Raw genomic sequence first — 15,630 nt, forward strand, 5'->3', positions numbered from 1 at the left:
ATTTTGTATTTAAGAGAAAGAAGGAATTTAAATGTTTAAAAGTAGGAAAGAGAAAAAAATTACTTTATGGACAGGTGTCAGTTATGGTTTGACAGATGTTATGGGTGGTAGCTCTAGTGCGTTGATAGGGGCCTATCTTATGTTTTTCTATACCACCTATGCTGGTTTAACTGCTATTGAGGCAGCATCAATATTTGCAGCCTCAAAGCTATTTGATTCAGTAGCTGTTATTTGTATGGGAAACATTACTGACTATTTTTATCGTACAAAACTTGGAAAGAAATTTGGTCGTAGACGTTTTTTCCTTTTGGTGGGATCTCCATTAATGTTGATTTATGGATCGCTATGGGTTAATGGATTAAACTATTGGTATTACTTTTGGACTTTTATCATTTTTGATCTTTTGGCCAGTATGGTTCTTATTCCATATGAAACATTACCTTCAGAAATGACTTCTGATTTTAGTAAAAGAACAATATTGTCTTCCACCAGAATGTTGTTGTCTGGTTTTTCTGCTTCCATCTGCACTATTATCGGTGGAGGATTAATTCATATAATGGGAGAGAATAATCCTAATGCTTATTTTGTTCTCGGCAGCAGTTTTGCTGTAATCTATATGGTATTTGTATTTATAACTTACCTTAATACTTGGGAGAGGGATTTGACAGCTATGATGATTGCTGAACAAAATAAATCAAAATCATCTAAACATCTCTCTACTGCTGATACATTTGAAAATATTATCAATATTATCAAGAAGTATTTTTCTACCTTTAGAGTGAAAGCATTTCGTCAGCATTTAATGCTTTACTTATTTTCTGTGACAGCACAGGATGCTATTGGAGCTGTTTTTATGTATTATATTGTTTTTAATATGGGTGCTTCTGCTTCTTTAGCTTCTGCTTTAATGTCAATAAGCATTATTAGTGTACCACTAGCACTATTATGGGGATGGCTTTTTGTTAAAATTGGCCCATCAAATTTGCTAAAGTTGTCGTACTCAACAGTTATTTTAGGTGTTATTGGTTACTATTTAATTTATCTCTTTCATCCAGCAAATGGTAGCCTTATTACTGCACTTATTATTGCTTCAGTTATATTCCAGGTAGGGAAATCCCTTGTTTATTTTATTCCATGGAATGTATTTCCATTCATTCCTGATGTAGATGAAATAATAACAGGAGAAAGACGGGAAGGACTTTTTGCTGCTGTAATGACTTTTTTAAGAAAAGCGACAAATGGAATTGCAGCAATTATTGTTGGTATTTGTCTACAATCTAGTGGCTTTGTTAAAGGAGCAGCTACTCAGCCCGAGATAGTCCAACATGTAATTTCATATATTTTATTATTTGGATGCGGTGGTTTAACTGCAATTGCATTGATAGTGACATTTAGATTTAAACTTAATACTTCTACTCATTCTATTTTAATAAATGAAATTCAAAGACTAAAAAACAATGGACTAAAAGAAGATGTAGATGCTAAAACTAAAGTTGCTGTGGAAAGTTTAACAGGTGTAAAATATGAAAGATTATGGCCGATAGTTGACAGTAAAGTAAATAGTATTACAGGTAATGAAAACGTATTAAACGTGGAATGACAACAGACTATACTAAACTAAATAATACAAAATTAAAACGAAGTATCGCTGCTTTACTTATAATATGCAGCAGGAAAAAAGAGTTGAGATTTATATGTTAAATAAAAAAAGTAAATTATATTCTTCTTGGTTAGGCCATAGTAATATTGAAAACAGCAAGTATAAATAATATCTTGAAAATAATTTAATTTTCTATAAAAGTTAAATTATTGATTCTATATTGTCAGAATTTAAAAGGGTGCTTGAAGGAACCAGCGATGTTAAAAAATCTCAGGCAGTTTATGAAAGTGAAAAAGATATTAAAGATGTTAAACATATAAGATTAATTAAAAAAGAAGATGAAAGCTTAATATGTATATAGCATAATATCTAATTTAGATGGTTTTATGGTAAAGGCCTATTCAGATGGGAGGCTAGGACTATTTACTTATGGACGTAATAATGCAGAGCGAGCAAATATGGTTTGAGAAGCACTCTTACCATATGGAGGAATATTAATATGGAGATGGTTTGTATATAATTGTAAACAAGATTGAAGAGATCACTCAAATAGATAGAACTGAGGCTACATATGATTGTTTTGTGCCATTATAGTAGGTAATGATGAAAATTAGGCGGGACATTTCTGTGTAAATTTAACTTAGATCGAATGTTCTTGAAGGAGTTAATAATAAGTTTGTAAAAGCTAGTATATTTTAACAATAACTTTTAACATCCACTATGAAACCCACGAAAATTTGTTGAGTTTTCGTGGGGATTATATTTATATGTTGAATACTATTAGTTATTGATAAGTAGATATTTGGAAATGTGATGTTTATTTTGCATATGAAGGTGATTTAAAAATAAAATAGAGTAATTTAATTCATTTTATAGTGAATTTAATTATCATATGGAATACACATTAACAATAAGTCATTTTATGCAATAAATTATATAAGAATTGCAAGGAAATTGCGGATTATTTAATGAATAATATAATTAAAATCAACTTTAGAGAGGAAAGCATTTATGAATTATGTTATGGATATTGAAGACGGTGGAATATTATTAACAGAAAGAGGCAAAAAGATAACTATATATGTATCGCAAAACGAAAGTCAAGCTGTCAAATGTGCAGCTAATAATTTGTTAGGTGATATTTATAAGGTGTGCGGATGCAGTGGAGAGTTCTCTAATGATGTTAATGAATGCAAATTAATCATAGGAACAATTGGGAAAAGTAAAGCTATAGATAAGATGATTGAGGAAGGAAATCTTGATGTATATGAATTACAGAAGAATGACGGCTCATTAGTATGGGAAGGGTATCAGCTTAAAAATATTGGAGAGTGTCTATATATTATAGGGACGGACAGTAGAGGTACTATATTTGGAATCTATGATCTATGTGAAGCTATGGGGGTATCACCGTGGTACTATTTTGCTGATGTCCCTGTTAAGAAAAAGAATTATATCTCTATACCTAAAAATTTTTGTAAAACAGATAGTCCGTCAATTATGTATAGGGGTATATTTATTAATGATGAGGAAGAGTTAAATGCATGGGCGATTTCACATACTAAGGATGGTACCATTGGTCCTGAAACCTATAGACATGTATTCGAACTTTTGCTAAGGCTTAAAGCAAATTATATATGGCCTGCAATGCATGTAAACTATTTTAATGAAAATCCTGAAAATGGAAAAATGGCAAAAGAGATGGGGATTGTAGTTGGTACGTCACATTGTGATATGCTTCTGCGTAGTAATCAGAATGAATGGGAACCATGGATAGAAAAGAAAAAGTATAAAGATAGCAGTTATGATTATTCTATACCAGGAAGAAACAGAGAAATATTAAAGGAATACTGGCGTGAAAGCGTTGAGCAGAATAAGGATTATGAGGTTTGCTATACAGTTGGAATGCGGGGCATTCATGATTATGGTTTTAAGACAGAAGTAATAGATAAAGATAGTACCCTTACTAGTGGAGAAAAGCAAGCAGCACGAGTTAAACTTCTTGGTGAAGTTATCAGAGATCAGAGAAATATTTTAAAGGATGTGCTTCATAACGAAAATACCTTACAGATATTTATTCCATATAAAGAGGTGCTTCCTCTTTATGATAATGGTCTAGAATTATCTGAAGATATTACATTAATTTGGGTAAATGATAATTTTGGGTATATGCGTCGTTTCCCAGATCAAAAAGAATTGAAGAGATCAGGAGGGCATGGGCTTTATTACCATAATTCATATTGGGGACATCCAGGAATGAGTTATCTTTTTATTAATTCTATCCCATTAGCACATACAGGAAATGAACTCAGAAAATCATATGAATCTGGAATAAGGAAAATATGGGTTCTAAATGTAGGTTCAATTAAGCCTTTGGAACAGGATATAGAATACTTTCTGAAATATGGATGGGAAGTAGGCAAGGAAGAAACCACTACTAAAGATGCTTTTGAATTTACAAAACATTGGATTGACAATAATTTTTCTGGTGGACATGGTGAAGAAGCGGCAAAATTGTATGATGAATTTACACAGCTTACTAATGTATGTAAGGTTGAGCATATGTATTCTGATGTATTTTCACAAACTACTTACGGAGATGAGGCAGGAAGAAGGCTTAATAAACTTAAAGAAATTTTTCATAGGGCAAATAATATTTATTATGCACTGTCTGAAAATGAGAAGGAAGCCTTTTTTCAAATGTTCTTAATGAAGATTCATGCTTCTTATTATATTAATCATGAATTCTATTATGCTGATAGGAGCACACTATCATATAATCAAGGAAAAATGCAATGTGCGGATTTTTATTTAGAATTATCAAGAAAAATGTGTGATTATAAGCGTGCTATGCTATATTTCTATAATAAAAAAATGTCCAGTGGAAAATGGGACAAAATACTGACTCCTGAAAGTTTTCCTCCTCCATGTACAGCGCTGTATCCAGCAGGAAAGCCAGCTTTAAAAATAGGTGATGCAGAAATGGACGTAATTGTATGGAATGAAAAAGTGCCAGAGATCAATCATCAGTCTATTACCTTTTCACCTTATGGAATAAGGGAAAAATGGTTAGAAATTTTCAATAAAGGTGCTGGAAATATACATTTTGATATTCGGTGTGAAGGTTGTGATGAATGGATTAGTTTATCCGAGGCTAGTGGTGAAATAATAGGTGAAAAGAGGATACTGTTATCTGTTTCTGATTGGGCTCTGGCTTCTGGGCATAGTGGGTGTCTAGTTATTAATGATATTATAACTGGAAAAAGCAAAACTGTGGTGATTGAGACGGAATCAGGATGCAGTATTCCAGATAAATTTGAGGGATATGTTGAGGCAGAGGGGTACATATCTATAATTGCCAGCAAATATGACGGGAAAATAGATTTCAATTACAGTAAATGGATTGTTATTAAGAATATAGGAAGATACGAAGGAGATGCTGTCCAAGCAGTATGTCATGAATCGCTAGAAAAGGAAGTGAAAAAGAATCCATACTTAGAGTACAATATTCTTTTTGAAAGTGAAGGCAATTTTTTATTGGAAATATACCGTTTCCTAACATTAAATTCCAAAGGAAAAATCCGTTTTGGGGTAGGGGTTGATGGTGGCGAACCAATCATTGTTGAGTCCGAGATAACTGACGAATGGCGAGGCGAATGGAAAAGTTCAGTTGTAAGTAATGGAGAAAAAATGTATCTAAAGCTTCCATTTATTAATTCAGGAATGCACAAATTAAGATTATATGTGATAGATAATTATGTAACGATTTCTAAGATGATTATATATACAAATGGATTTATCAATACAAATCTTGGACCTGAGGTTAGTTATCATACAAAGTATAATTTAAAAGAAAGAAACAGAAATGAACTACCATTAGTTCATTTTGAGGAATTAGAGAAAATAAGGACAGAACAGTATAGAACTGAATTTGAAGAGGTCGATTTGCCGAAAATTATATATGCAGATAAGAATTTTTGGAAATATAACAGACTGTATATGCCAAATGAAGAGTATGGGCAGCAGTACCTTGGAGAAAAGAAATATATGGCAGATTCCAATGGTGGAAAAGATATAATAAGCAAATTTGGATGTGGAGTATTTGAAGAGAAGGATGGGAAAATCGCAATAGAGGCTGAGTATGCATTAGAAGAATCCGAAAATGCATATTTGACTAAAAGTATGGAGTGGCAGGATAACGTTTGGAGCCATACACAGTCTGAAACAAATGGAAGGTCAGGCTTAGCAATGTATGTATCCACACCAGGAATTGAATATAAGGATGTACAAAAGTCTCCAGGAATGCATTATAGAATACATGTTAATAATGGAGGCATGTATAACGTTTGGCTTTTAGTTAAATTTGATGATAATACTTCAGATTCTTGTTATGTTGCACTTGATGGGAAAATACAGCCTTTAGCATGTCAAAAATCTGGTGGAAGTTTATTTACATTTAGTACACAACAAATATGGTTTTGGACATTGCTTTCTGAACTTGAAATACCAAGAGGAATTCATACTTTTTCTATATATGCAAGAAAATCGAGATTTAGAATTGACCGAATTTATCTAACAAAAGGAGATGAGTTGCCATGGTCAGATGCTCAATGGGAAGATTCTGACAGAAATAACTATATATAAAAAATTCAAATAAGGACTTTAAAAAAGTATAATAGCCAGATTAAGATATAATAACTAAGTAAACAGGACATTATACCATTAAAATTCACACCAATAATGGGTGGTAAGCTTATAGCAAGCACTCCTAAGACCTCAGGGGTCTAAATATTTCACTACGCCTTATGTTGAAATTTCCATCCAACATAAGGTGTGGGTTAAAATACTATATAAAATATTAAGGAATCAAAAATCAAATGAGTTATTCTGTAAGTAATCAAGTACATAAATATTTAAATGGTTTTATTGTACTGAAATTAAAGAACGAGCAGAATTAATGGCTAAAAGAGTTGCAAGGATTTATGTGGGACTCCATATATTAATAAATTTGAATTAGATGAAAATATATGTCAATCAAATAACTTAAATATAAAAAAGTTTCAAAGTCCTACTGGAGAATGGGCTATTTTTGTATTAAATAATAGAGATAGAAGATTCCTAAATAAAGCTAGCATTGAGTGCAACCACGATAATAAGTATGATTTGGTAGTAGGACCTGTTGCAGAATATGAGGAAAGTTCTAGCTATATTTATGAACTGCTAAGTGATGAATTAAATGAAGGTTTATTAATTCAAAAAGAACAATAATATAAATAAAAGCTTAAGTATATTTAATCGATGTATAGGAAAATTTTAAAATACGTTAAAATATCGTCCGAATTCAAGTTATAAGTGGTATTGGATTCTTAGGTGCTGGAACAATTATGGTTGTTGGTAGAAAGAAAAAATACAATAAGAACTTGAGGATTAGTATAATTAAAATACAGTGAATATTTGAAAAAAGCTTAATGAAATTGACACAATAATAATGAAAAGAACACTATTTGATATAGTGTTCTTCTCATCCCTTTAAAGTATTCATACCGGTAAAAATAAACCTAATAATCTCAGAAATTAGAAGTTCTTGAGGTATTGGTCTCTTCTGAACTTCCCATTTGTAAATTACATTATAAATAGAAGTGCTCATCATTGTTGCAACTAATTGGGCTCGTATTTGTTCATTTTCAGCTAATTCATGGTCTTTTATTAGCAATGCATAGATCGTAGAATATAGCTCACCAACTATTTTATCTCCTATTAAAGGTAAAATAGAGGCAAAACCGCATTTGCAGATGCCTTTTACCATTTCAAAGTATTCACAAACGCAAAGAATGAGGATTCGTATAGTATTCTCATTTAGGTGCATCTCGCTCTGTAGCTTAGGGGAAAAGATCTCAGAGAATTTCTCTACTATGACGGTGTCCAGTAGTGCATATTTATCTGTAAAATGTGCATAGAAGGTTGCACGGTTTATGGTGGCAGCAGTAGTAATATCCTTAACTGTAATGGAGTCAAAGCCTTTTTTAGTAACCAATGAAATAAAAGCAGTGATAATAAGATCACGGGTTCTTTTTACTCTAGGATTATTTATATTTAATGACATATTATTACCTCATTTAAAAGAATTTTAGTTAAACTCATATTGTAAATAAAGTGTTTTTAAGCAACACTTTATGAATTTTGTTGGTTGAAAAATATATAAGCTGATTTTATAATCATTATAAGCAACACGAGTTGTTTTTGCAATATATGTAGCTATAATAATTGTTTGAAATAAGTATTTATTACTAGGAGGTAAATATGTCAACTATAAATCCGAACTGTAAATGTATTAATAAAAGCTGTAAAAACCACGGGAATTGTAAAGCATGTCGAGAGGCTCACAAATCACAATCATATCTTAATCAAACGTATTGTCAGGCTGGTGCAGTTAAATTCATAACTAAAGGATTAATATCTAAGTTAAAGTTACATTCTTAGAACACAACCCAGCAATTCAAATGAAGATTTACTATAAAATAAAAAGGGTGGGAGTGTTGAAATATGAACTTAGATAATCCGATTTTCAAGAAGCCAATTATAGAGGTTATAAAAGCAAGAACATCTATGAGGTCATATAATGGAGTGCCGTTGGACAAAACAATAGGCGATAGTATAATAGATGTTATAAATCAGGTTAAAGCACCTTTTGGCACAAATATACGAGTTAAGCTGATAAACTCTAAAGATTCAGATACAAAGCTTGGAACCTATGGTGTTATAAAAGGAACTTCTACCTTCATAGTCTCATCAATTTCAAAATCAGATAATGCATTAGTTGATTTAGGATATTCATTGGAAAGAGCAGTGCTGTATGCAACTGATTTAAATTTGGGTACATGTTGGTTAGGTGGTACATTTAATAAAGGTCAATTTGCAGAGGTTATGGAGCTTAAAGATAATGAAATCCTTCCAATAGTTATACCTGTAGGGTATCCTAGTGAAGCAAGAAGAGGCATGGATACTTTCGTTAGGTTTATGGTAGGTTCTAAAAATAGAAAAGCCTGGTCTAAACTATTCTTTGATGTAGATTTCAATACACCTTTAAAGGAGCTGGAAAGCTTAGAGTATTTTATTCCCCTTCAAATGGTAAGGCTTGCACCTTCAGCAGCAAACAAGCAACCTTGGAGAATAATTAAAAGTTCTAATTCATACGATTTCTATTTAGAACAAAGTAAAGACTCAAAAAGTGATAGTTATAATGATATGCACAAAATAGATATGGGCATAGCTATGTGTCATTTTGAGTTAACTTCAGCAGAATTAGGTTTAGAGGGGCATTGGGAGAAAATACAACTTTCCTCTCAAGATAATAAAAAATATATTATTTCTTGGGTTAGAAAATAGGGAAGGAAATTGGCTTGACGGAGTTCAAGTTCCTAAGTGTATCTAATTATATTATTGAAAATTGAAATTATTAACTGAAAAAGTTATCAAGAATGCTAAAAACATTATTGAATTGTTTCCAGTAATGTGACACGTGGAGGTGGCAATTTTGATGACGAATAGTGGCTCTAAGGGGAAGTGAGACGGGTAAGCCACAATATGTAGTAGTTTTAAAGTGAAAAATGAGAAAAAATCGGGACTGAAAAATGTGTTTTTCAGCCCGATTTTTTTGCCCTGTTTATAGATGACATCCGAGATTTTCATTGGTTGCTAATTAATGGATCAATAGAATAAGACAATATAAAACTCTATTGTGCGAATATTTATCTAACTTGTAGGGGCACTTCATTTCTTGAGAATAACTTTTTTACTCAAAATATGAATTCCACTCCAGCATAGCAATAATAACACCTGTGCTAGGACAACAAGCCATAGTATCTGCATGTATCCACCTATAATGCAAAATATGGTATTAACCAGAGGAAAACCCAGGAATGTAAACATGATAGGAAAATCGTTTTTGTAATCCATAGAACTAATGACCTTACGATCCCAGAACTTGACGAAGGCTAACACTAAAACTCCAGCTGAAATTACAGAAAGAGAGATCAACATTACCCATTGCATATTAGAAGCTCTGGAGAAAAATGGTCCCATATAATTAAAAAAGTTGGATAAAGGCGAAACCAAACATGCTAGAGAAAGAATTGCAGCCAAAAACGGATATATGTATCCAATTAGATTACTATAGTTTTTCTTTTTATGCCACCATTCACCTAGTAATATGAATACAGTCCAGTACCCACCTATGTAAATCCATCCTGTAAAATTCATGACAGGTTCACCATATATTAAAGGTTCACCAGGAAGAGGAATAAAGCTCCACCTTCCAATAACTCCTTCCGCTGTATGAAAAATCTGTTTAATGGCCACCGGATCCATGGAAAAGTCAAAAATCATAGCCATGAGTCCAACAATAAATGGTTTACTCCAAAAAGGTATATTGACCATCTTTAAAACACGCAACGTTGAGTAAACTATAAGAAACTCGATAATTGGAACAGTTAGTGGTATATTGAATATCATTAGGATACTGTGCCCATATGCGTAAAAACCTTCTTTCCCCATAACTCCCATAGTTGCCGCAACATTTTCAAAGGCTGAGGCGTAGAAAAAGACAAAACATATGAATTGCATTAATACAATCTTTGGACGTTCCTCGTTTTTAATTATATAGAAGACCATTAATATGGCGATGATTAGAACTAAAATATCTTGAATAATCCATACAGGTACTATAGTTATATTTCCCATTGTGTTACCTCCATTTAAAATTATAATTTATTTGAACGTTCAAATATGTTGTATGTTAAATATATTATAAGTACACAGTGCTACTTAATCAACAGGCAGTTCGATAACATTACGTTCGATATCTTACAAATCAGATAAGTGTTGTTCGTTCACTGAATTATTTAGGGAGGGTAAATAAGAACAACTCAATCATTTTTTTAGTTTAAGGCAAGAAAATATTTTTGGGATTTAAAATTATAGAAAATCTATGTAGTAAATGTGGAATTATTACTGAGATTATAGTTAATACTTAAAATGAAGAAGATTAATAATTATAGGGATTTTATACGAAAACTTAACTTATACATGCATAAGTTAATAGTTGAAGTAGAAACCCTATATGTGAAGCTTTCAAAAGATTTTTTAAAGGACTAACAGATAGATCAAGGTTCAAAAGCAGAAGAAGGTCTAAAACATCATTCTATAATGACAATATAAAACTAAAAGTCAAAGCCAATATGGTTTTAATTGAAAAAGTGGGATGGATTTAAACAGCCGAACAAATACCAATTGGTGTTAAGTATACGAATCCAAGAGTGAGTTTTGATGGTAAGTATTGGTATGAATCTGTAGGCGTAGAAAAAGAACCACTAGTAATGGAATTAACCACTGAATCAATAGGCATAGATGTCGGAATTAAAGAACTAGCTATATGCTATAATGGAATGACTTTTGAAAATATAAATAAAACACGATTAGTTAAGAAATTAGAAAAAGGATTACGTAGGTTGCAGCGTAAACTATCAAGAAAATATGAGTTAAATAAAGAAGGGGGGAAGGTTGTCAAAACTAGCAACAGTATAAAGCTTGAAAAGCAGATTATATTACTTCAATAAAAGTAGTATATTCTTTTAGGATTACAAAATCGGACACATTGAACAGGGAATTAAACAAGCGTTATAAAGTTTTGGCAACAGTATCATGGCATACGAAAAAGCAGACCGCCGGGTGAGATATACAAAGAGGGTTATAAAAAACAGTTTACTGGAACTTATGAAAGAGCGTCCTATCAGCAAAGTTACAGTGACAGATATATGCAAAAAAGCAGATATCAATCGCAATACTTTTTATTCACATTATGCGAATCAGTTTGAACTTCTTTCAAATATTGAAGGTGAGTTATATGAAGAAATCAAACAGGTTGCGGAACGTACTTTGAACCTTGAAACTTATGAAAAACTGTCATATGAAATTTGCAAGTATATAAAAGCAAATAGCAATATATGTGGAGTATTATTTTCAGAGAACGGGGATAAAGAATTATTGAAACGTATTATTTATATCAGCCACGAATTAAATATTGAGAAATGGAAGAAGGAAGAAAAATATATTGATCAAAAACTATTTGATAATTGGTACACATTTACCGCATATGGTACTATAGCTGTAATAGAAAAGTGGGTCAATAGTGGTATGAAGGAAAGTCCAAGTAAAATTGCTGCTTTTATTAATAAAGCGACAGAAGCAGTATCAAAAGATTTTTATTGATACTCTCTAGAACTATCTATATCAATAGCTACTTCAAGTTTAGCTGATATTATAGTATTTGACTTGTTAATTGATGATGATAACCGATAAATTGTACAATAACGAAAGGACAAAAGGGCGTTTGTTTGGATCTATAAACACAGTGAAGATAAGCATGGGACTATTGTTAAAAAGGGAGCAATAACGTAATTTAGTCTTTATTGAAAGACCGTATTATTCAGATGAATTTGCGGTATTTTTTTTGTACAAGTAATGCGTAACTCTAATATAATATCAAATGCTGAGCAATTAATTATTAAATGTCTGAAAAATAGAAGAGTATAGCATATTCATGAACTGATTTATGAACAAAGGAGTACTAATTGAAAGGCTTACTATATTTCTAAGAATATAGTAAAGCGGCAAGGTCGGTTAAAAAACTGACCTTGCTGCTTTTTTTATGTAGACATATCCACTGGTAGGAAGTGTGGATGATTTATAGTTCAGTAGTTAGTGGAAACATATGAGCAGTAAAGTTTGTGCATTTTGGTAGCTTGCAGGAATATGCCCATTATTTTTTAGAATAAGGCGTTATCCCATTTTTATATAGGGTATCTACTAACTTGAAAAATTCTTCTGAGGATAAATCCTTTTCTTGCTTGATCCAAAGGCGAAATAAGGAAAGGGATGTTGATATGTAAAATTCAATCAAGTATGGCTTTAAGAAACCATATTCTTGAAAGTTCAAGTCCAATACATCAAAGGGAATTTCTCTTTTCAAGCGCTCTAAAAAATGAACACTTCCATAGTCACCTAAGAGAGCCTTGAGAACTGAGATATGCTTGCTATTTTTTATACAATTAAGTGCATTTTGGATAGAAGCCGTAGATGCTTTCATATTTGTCAATTCCTCTTTTATGTAGCTTAATAAATCACTTTCAACAAAGTCTAACAATTCGTAAATATCAGCGAAGTGTTGATAAAATGTGCTACGGTTATATCCCGCTTTATTGGCAATATCTTGAACTGAGATTTTTTCAATGGGTTTTTGACTATATAACTCACAAAAAACATCTATAAACGCTTGCCTTGTTTTTTCTGTAACTTCAGGTTGCTTTTTCATTTTATCCTCCTTTTGTAAACAAATATATCAACCAACAAATAATAAAAATCTGATGGTTGATAAAGCTGTAATAACCATTTACAATTCTATTATACAACGCGTTGTTGCATAGTCAAGATATAAATAAATAGGAGTGATTTTTATGTCAGTAAAACTAAATAGAATTTTAATTTTTGGTGCAGGCGTCATAGGGAGCATATACGCAATCAAATTCATTGAAGCAGGGCTTGACGTTACTATGTTTGCACGTTCTAATAGATTTAAAACATTGAAAGAAAATGGCCTAAAATATAATGATAAAGGTGCAGTTAAATCTATAAAAGTAAATGTAATTGATAACCTTGAAAATGATGATGTATATGATTTTATTTTCGTTACAGTTCGTTACGATCAAGCCGAATCAGCCTTGTTAGCACTAAAAGAGAATCAAAGCAAAAATATTGTTACAATGACTAATAATTCAATTGGATTTTCTTCATGGTTAGATATAGTTGGAGACAGGCTTTTACCAGGTTTTCCTGGCGCTGGCGGACAGATTAAAGGTGGAATATTGTATGCTCGAATTCCACCAAAGGTTCTATTTGCTACTATGTTTGGAGAAATTAATAGTTTAGAGACAGAACGTATAAAAAAACTCACAAAACTATTTAAAACAGCCAAACTTCCCTATACAATTAATAAGGATATGAAATCATTTCTAATAACGCATTCAGTATCGGATATTGCACTGTTGGGTAGTTTATATTTTGAAAATAAGATAAGTGACGAAAAAACAGCTACAACCAGAAAAACGGCACACCAAATAACAATCACTTTAAAAGCGTATTTAAGGGCAATACAAAAGGCTGGTGTTGTTATTAATCCATCTGCATTTAAAATTATGCTTAAATGTCCAAATTTCATTCTGGATTTTTTCTTTATGATGTGGCTTCGGACTAAAATGGTGAAGGATATGATGCTGCCGGATTATGCGAATAATGCAAATAATGAAGTTGTGCAACTGAATAACGATTTACTAAAATTTTTAAGTCAAAATGATGTCACAATGTAAGAATGAAAAAATGGTAAAGAAGTTTAATTAAGAGTTTATATTTCTCTGCCCATTCGAAAAAATAGCTGAAAAGCATCATAATGTTGTACTACTTCGTATGAATATGGATTATCCTGAATTGCCGGAAAAATATTAGAAAAAAGTTTATCTTTCGATAATAACATATGCAAGGTTATAGCGGATTTAAAAAACAAAAAATATAGTATAATGTCCTGACAAAGTATCTTTTGATATGTTAAATTATGTAACATTTCAATAAAATTAATCATATATTGAACTATACCAAAGATTTAGGAGGCGTAGTGTGATGCATGATTTAAAAGATAAAATAAAAACGGTGGAAATAAATCTTCCAAAAGGGAAAGTAGTGATTGTTCTACCGGAAGATGTGCCTGTAGATGATTCAGAGATTAAAAAGATTGAGAAGCAACAAAGAGAAGCTGATCTTGGTACCTCTAACGGAGTTCCTGCAACAATTTCATTAGCTTCTGTAAGTGGAGATTTACTTCAAACTTATAGAACAACTGATGAATTCTTTCTATATTTCAATTATATATCAAAAACTGTAGTCCTAAAGTCAGAACATTTACTTGCAAGGACCTATGATATGAATTTAAATGTAATAGATACTAAGATAGTATCAAAAGTAGTAATGTCATTAAAGGACTTTATTGCTGCCAGATTTAATTTCTTATCCTTACCGTCTCAAAACCCACAAAATGCACCAATGCATGTGAATGAAATATGGGTTGCTAACGATGCTATTGTTTATAACACAAGAAATGTGGATGATATCACGCTTTTAGGGCATAAGGGAATTGGTCTAGTTACTACAGAGGAAACTGCGCTCTTTACAGTTTTGTATCAAAATGGCAAGGTTACAGCGGAGAATGTTTCTACTTTCATGATTGTTTCTACAAAGCGTTTAACCACTTATTTATATAACGCAATAGATACTAATTTATCATAATTTAAAAGGGGATATTGCAACAGCCCCTTTTGTGGGTATAATATACAATTGCAAATTATTTTAGTTCTTAAAAATATTTATCTTTATTAAATACTTGGATATAATAATATGCCAATCAACTGTTAGAAAATAACAAAAGAAACATAGCAAGAATTAGTGTAAAATAAAATTCATGAAAAAACATTTTATCTTAAAACTAATAGAATTATATTGTTATGTTTCTGCTATCTGTGATAGCAGAATAGCGTATTCTGTGCAACGTTTTAGTAATAATTGTTTACTCAAATTCGCAGATGAGGAGATAATAACGATATATTTATGGGCTACAATGCAAAAGCAATTTACTAAAAAGGATGTTTACATGTCGTAAGGTTAGAACAAAAGGTAGGGGTATATAATAAAGATTCTAATTTTGCATTATCATTTCAGGAATAACTGGTAAGATAAATTCTTACCTATTATTATTTGTAGTAATAAAAAAATTGGAAGTTAAACTTCCCAAATTAGGACCTCTGGGTAATAGTAGTGAGTTTACGAACGACTTGCTAACCGATATAAATAACAATATTGTTTTTTAAAAGAGCACAACAATCTTAACTAGCACAATAAAAGATAGTTTATCATCATATAATAATCTTTCG

11 protein-coding genes and 1 pseudogene are annotated in these 15,630 nt (G+C 31.6%); 9 read left to right on the plus strand and 3 right to left on the minus strand.

Going from position 1 to position 15,630, the window contains the following annotated elements; translation table 11 throughout:
• Positions 1 to 31: 31 nt before the first annotated feature.
• From CLOBL_RS16980 to CLOBL_RS16985, 4 genes are all read left to right on the plus strand, one after another.
• A complete protein-coding gene (locus CLOBL_RS16980) occupies positions 32 to 1,600 on the plus strand; it encodes an MFS transporter (RefSeq protein WP_077860122.1) in 1,569 nt (522 codons plus the stop codon).
• Positions 1,601 to 1,820: 220 nt separating this feature from the next.
• The gene (locus tag CLOBL_RS28580) at positions 1,821 to 1,961 is read left to right on the plus strand and encodes a hypothetical protein (protein WP_179117781.1); all 141 of its coding nucleotides are present in this window, start codon (positions 1,821 to 1,823) and stop codon (positions 1,959 to 1,961) included.
• A gap of 25 nt (positions 1,962 to 1,986) precedes the next feature.
• Positions 1,987 to 2,067 carry a hypothetical protein gene (locus tag CLOBL_RS28585; protein ID WP_242953865.1) on the plus strand — a complete coding sequence of 27 codons (81 nt, stop codon included), beginning with the start codon at positions 1,987 to 1,989 and terminating at the stop codon, positions 2,065 to 2,067.
• A gap of 544 nt (positions 2,068 to 2,611) precedes the next feature.
• Positions 2,612 to 6,244, plus strand: a complete 3,633-nt coding sequence (locus CLOBL_RS16985; protein WP_207652365.1) for a glycosyl hydrolase 115 family protein — start codon at positions 2,612 to 2,614, stop codon at positions 6,242 to 6,244.
• A gap of 877 nt (positions 6,245 to 7,121) precedes the next feature.
• Here the strand turns inward: CLOBL_RS16985 and CLOBL_RS16995 are convergent.
• The gene (locus CLOBL_RS16995; protein ID WP_077860124.1) at positions 7,122 to 7,703 is read right to left on the minus strand and encodes a TetR/AcrR family transcriptional regulator; all 582 of its coding nucleotides are present in this window, start codon (positions 7,701 to 7,703) and stop codon (positions 7,122 to 7,124) included.
• 440 nt (positions 7,704 to 8,143) lie between these two features.
• On the opposite strand from CLOBL_RS16995, the gene CLOBL_RS17005 reads away from it, so the two are divergent.
• Positions 8,144 to 8,986 carry a nitroreductase family protein gene (locus CLOBL_RS17005; protein ID WP_077860125.1) on the plus strand — a complete coding sequence of 281 codons (843 nt, stop codon included), beginning with the start codon at positions 8,144 to 8,146 and terminating at the stop codon, positions 8,984 to 8,986.
• A gap of 384 nt (positions 8,987 to 9,370) precedes the next feature.
• On the opposite strand, the gene CLOBL_RS17010 is transcribed toward CLOBL_RS17005, so the two are convergent.
• Positions 9,371 to 10,339, minus strand: a complete 969-nt coding sequence (locus CLOBL_RS17010; protein ID WP_077860126.1) for a carotenoid biosynthesis protein — start codon at positions 10,337 to 10,339, stop codon at positions 9,371 to 9,373.
• Between the two features lie 285 nt (positions 10,340 to 10,624).
• On the opposite strand from CLOBL_RS17010, the pseudogene CLOBL_RS28380 reads away from it, so the two are divergent.
• Together CLOBL_RS28380 and CLOBL_RS17020 are read left to right on the plus strand one after the other, a co-directional pair.
• Positions 10,625 to 11,208, plus strand: a pseudogene (locus CLOBL_RS28380) (transposase); the annotation flags it as partial.
• Between the two features lie 118 nt (positions 11,209 to 11,326).
• The gene (locus CLOBL_RS17020; RefSeq protein ID WP_242953864.1) at positions 11,327 to 11,866 is read left to right on the plus strand and encodes a TetR/AcrR family transcriptional regulator; all 540 of its coding nucleotides are present in this window, start codon (positions 11,327 to 11,329) and stop codon (positions 11,864 to 11,866) included.
• Positions 11,867 to 12,416: 550 nt separating this feature from the next.
• On the opposite strand, the gene CLOBL_RS17025 is transcribed toward CLOBL_RS17020, so the two are convergent.
• Positions 12,417 to 12,968, minus strand: coding sequence for a TetR/AcrR family transcriptional regulator (locus CLOBL_RS17025; protein ID WP_077860128.1), 552 nt, complete (start codon positions 12,966 to 12,968; stop codon positions 12,417 to 12,419).
• 142 nt (positions 12,969 to 13,110) lie between these two features.
• Between CLOBL_RS17025 and CLOBL_RS17030 the strand changes: the two genes are divergently transcribed.
• Together CLOBL_RS17030 and CLOBL_RS17035 are read left to right on the plus strand one after the other, a co-directional pair.
• The gene (locus CLOBL_RS17030; RefSeq protein WP_077860129.1) at positions 13,111 to 14,019 is read left to right on the plus strand and encodes a 2-dehydropantoate 2-reductase N-terminal domain-containing protein; all 909 of its coding nucleotides are present in this window, start codon (positions 13,111 to 13,113) and stop codon (positions 14,017 to 14,019) included.
• Positions 14,020 to 14,326: 307 nt separating this feature from the next.
• Positions 14,327 to 14,989 carry a hypothetical protein gene (locus tag CLOBL_RS17035; protein WP_077860130.1) on the plus strand — a complete coding sequence of 221 codons (663 nt, stop codon included), beginning with the start codon at positions 14,327 to 14,329 and terminating at the stop codon, positions 14,987 to 14,989.
• The last annotated feature ends 641 nt before the right edge of the window (positions 14,990 to 15,630 follow it).

Source organism: Clostridium sp. BL-8 (assembly GCF_002006495.1).
GTDB lineage: Bacteria > Bacillota > Clostridia > Clostridiales > Clostridiaceae > Clostridium.

Excerpts from the sequence above, each read along its gene's own strand:
- CLOBL_RS28585 (WP_242953865.1), top strand. The coding sequence starts at position 1,987 with ATGGTAAAGGCCTATTCAGATGGGAGGCTAGGACTATTTACTTATGGA.
- CLOBL_RS17025 (WP_077860128.1), bottom strand. The coding sequence starts at position 12,968 with ATGAAAAAGCAACCTGAAGTTACAGAAAAAACAAGGCAAGCGTTTATA.
- CLOBL_RS16980 (WP_077860122.1), top strand. The coding sequence starts at position 32 with ATGTTTAAAAGTAGGAAAGAGAAAAAAATTACTTTATGGACAGGTGTC.
- CLOBL_RS17035 (WP_077860130.1), top strand. The coding sequence starts at position 14,327 with ATGCATGATTTAAAAGATAAAATAAAAACGGTGGAAATAAATCTTCCA.
- CLOBL_RS16985 (WP_207652365.1), top strand. The coding sequence starts at position 2,612 with ATGAATTATGTTATGGATATTGAAGACGGTGGAATATTATTAACAGAA.
- CLOBL_RS16995 (WP_077860124.1), bottom strand. The coding sequence starts at position 7,703 with ATGTCATTAAATATAAATAATCCTAGAGTAAAAAGAACCCGTGATCTT.
- CLOBL_RS17030 (WP_077860129.1), top strand. The coding sequence starts at position 13,111 with ATGTCAGTAAAACTAAATAGAATTTTAATTTTTGGTGCAGGCGTCATA.
- CLOBL_RS17005 (WP_077860125.1), top strand. The coding sequence starts at position 8,144 with ATGAACTTAGATAATCCGATTTTCAAGAAGCCAATTATAGAGGTTATA.
- CLOBL_RS17010 (WP_077860126.1), bottom strand. The coding sequence starts at position 10,339 with ATGGGAAATATAACTATAGTACCTGTATGGATTATTCAAGATATTTTA.